3 protein-coding genes are annotated in these 2,852 nt (G+C 33.9%); all 3 read right to left on the bottom strand.

What is annotated here, in order from left to right; translation table 11 throughout:
- Nucleotides 1–140 precede the first annotated feature (140 nt).
- Nucleotides 141–884, bottom strand: a complete 744-nt coding sequence (locus tag AM629_RS20715) for a phage tail protein (RefSeq protein WP_054481658.1) — start codon at nt 882–884, stop codon at nt 141–143.
- A 386-nt stretch (nt 885–1,270) separates the two neighbouring features.
- A complete protein-coding gene (locus tag AM629_RS24835) occupies nt 1,271–2,143 on the bottom strand; it encodes a phage tail protein (protein WP_083451972.1) in 873 nt (290 codons plus the stop codon).
- Nucleotides 2,144–2,442: 299 nt separating this feature from the next.
- The coding region (locus AM629_RS20705) for a tail fiber assembly protein (RefSeq protein ID WP_054481657.1) at nt 2,443–2,852 on the bottom strand (410 nt) is incomplete at its 5' end.

Raw genomic sequence — 2,852 nt, 5'->3', positions numbered from 1 at the left:
GGCCATGAGCCGGTTTCAATATAATCCTGTTGTAATGATAGTGGATAAAATGCTTTATTTGATGCACTGAATACATAGTTTTTATTGTTCATAATTTCCTACCAGATTTAATTAGATAATCGTCAATTTGATTTTTTAAATTAATATCCTATTGCTATAAAAAATGTTCCAACTGCGGGAGGGTAAGGAGTATTACTTCTATAACACCGAAACTGACTCTGATTTTCTATTTTTGCTCCAAATATTCCTGCTGAGCCGGGGTCCCAAGCATTATGAGTTAAAGTGACACTAAGACATTGATTTGGGAATGGAATTGGAAAGCTATTAAGATATCCGCTATTCGGTTTTCCACTTCCACCGAAAGAAACTAGTGCTGTTCCCCACATTATAATTAGACCTGAAGGTAACTTTTGCCAACCATTCTGAGTTAGGTTTGCGGTGAAAGACGACATATTTGGAAGCTGGTTAATTCTATTATTCACATTATTATTTATATCAGAGACAAGTTTCTGTGTTGCAGCCAGTGTATGACTATTGCCAACCACATTTGTAAGCTGAACAACACCTTTCTGTGTTAATGAGGCATCGGGAACTTGTGTTGTATGTGTTGTGATTTTTTTTTCTAACGCTTTATTTAATTGTGTAGTGAGTTTGGCTATATTACCATCATCCAAAACATCACTGCCAGATCCTGTCGCAATAAAATCAGCTACAACAGATGATATTGCTGATGACTGACGTAATGCCTTATTTAATATATGGGTGGTAAAACCGTCTGGTGGAAATCCAGTCTGCAATTCTGGACTATTTTCATATAAATTTTGATCCACTACATTAGCACCATCTTTAATAGAAAACGCTTTAAAATCATTTTTGTGGTTCATGTGTATTTTCCTAAAATTCAATAGTGTGTTTTATAGATGACAATTTTAATTATTGTAAAGATAATTTCCAATCGCTCATAGTTTAGAGATAAAAGATAATAATTAAATGTCTTTATAACTTATGGCGTTAATTATTTTTCGTGTGTTTTTATTAATAAGTAATTCGATAAGTCTAAGTAATTAATACTTATTTTATAGAAACTTTATTAAATAATTTTCCTATTGAAAGATTCATTATAGAAAGTAGATTTCAATAACAAAGTGATTAAGGCCGGGCTTTGACTTAATCCCGGTCTTTTTTAAGCTATGATAATGTTTGCATTATTCTGTCATAGCTACTAATTTATATGGTAAATAATTACGACAAACCAACTTCAACAGAGATCTTATCTTCCCCATACACGTAAATAGACTATTATATCAGAATCTGGAAAAGCGCCGTGAACCCCTACAGGAAGATAAAGCCCTGTCCACACAGTAATTGAAGTTTTGCTGGCATTTGCTACAAGTGGTGTTTCAATATAAGGCCCCACCGTATCAGTAACTGAAACTGATGCACCAAGAAAAGCAGTTGGAAATGCAATTGGAAAAGAAACATTTGCTCTTCGTTCATGATATGTTGCATTCTTGCTATTAGAATTACTTTTCATAATTACTCTTACATATTGCTCTATAATGCCACTAGGACTCTTCCACCAACCTTTATCGTTATCTAATTTACTGGAAAAGAAACTGGCATCTGGGATTTGATTAGCTGTGTTTCCTATTTCTCGTTTCGCGGCTTCTTTTAAACCTAAATTTTTCACAAACTCATTTTTATTAGGAATATCTGCGCCGTTTTGTGTTTTTTCTAGTCTGTTATTGGCGTTATTATTTATATCTGAGACGAGCTTCTGGGTTGCAGCCAGTGTATTACTATTGCCAACCATATCTGTGAGCTGAACAACACCTTTCTGTGTTAATGAGGCATCGGGAACTTGTGTTGTGATTTTTTTTTCTAACGCTTTATTTAATTGTGCTGTGAGCTTGGCTATATTACCATCATCTAAAACATCACTGCCAGATTCTGTCGCAATAAAATCAGCGACAACAGAGGCTATTGTTGATGATTGACGTAATGTTTTATTTAGTACATGTGTGGTAAGACCTATTGGGGGAAATCCAGTCTGCAATTCTGGACTATTTTCATATAAATTTTGATCTACCACATTAGCACCATCTTTAATAGAAAACGCTTTAAAATCATTCTTTGGATTCATATATATTTTCCTAAAGTTCAATAGTAAGTTATATAGATAGAAAATTATTGTAAAGATAATTTTCTATCGGTCATAGTCTAGAGATAAAAAAGAATAATTAAATATTTTTATATCTTATGGGGTTAATTGTTTTTCGTATGTTTTGATTAATAAGTAATTCGACAAGTCTAAGTGATTAATACTTATTTTATAGAGACTGCCTTAAATAATTTTCCTATTGAAATATTCATTATAGAAAGTAGATTTCAATAACAAAATGATAAAGGCCGGGGTTTGCCTTAGTCCGGCCTTTTTATTAGTTACGATAATGGCGCAATTGGCCAGTCAATGTCCGGTGCTTTTGAAGTATCAACCCGGTTAAGCATCACGCGATATTTTTTCCATTCTTTAAGTGATAGCATTTCTTCATCTGTTGCGATATCAAGTTCTACTGCATCAGCCAGTGGCGTTATTTTTTTATTTGCAAGAGATATAAACTGCTTTCTTTGGATTTCCGCAATAGAGATCAATTCTTCTTGTGTTGGAGGTGGAATATCTTCCCAACAAGGCAGGCCATCTTCGCCAGAGGAGCGTATTTTTCCTGTGGGCGGTATTCCCGAAAATTCATTGAATATGTCATCAGTTACAGGTACAGGATCATTTGGCCATGAGCCGGTTTCAATATAATCCTGTTGTAATGATAGTGGATAAAATGCTTTATTTGATGCAC

The organism is Photorhabdus heterorhabditis, from assembly GCF_001280945.1.
Classification (GTDB): Bacteria; Pseudomonadota; Gammaproteobacteria; order Enterobacterales; family Enterobacteriaceae; genus Photorhabdus; species Photorhabdus heterorhabditis.
The sequence above is the reverse complement of the archived record's forward strand: the minus strand, read 5'-3'. Positions and strand labels throughout refer to the sequence as shown.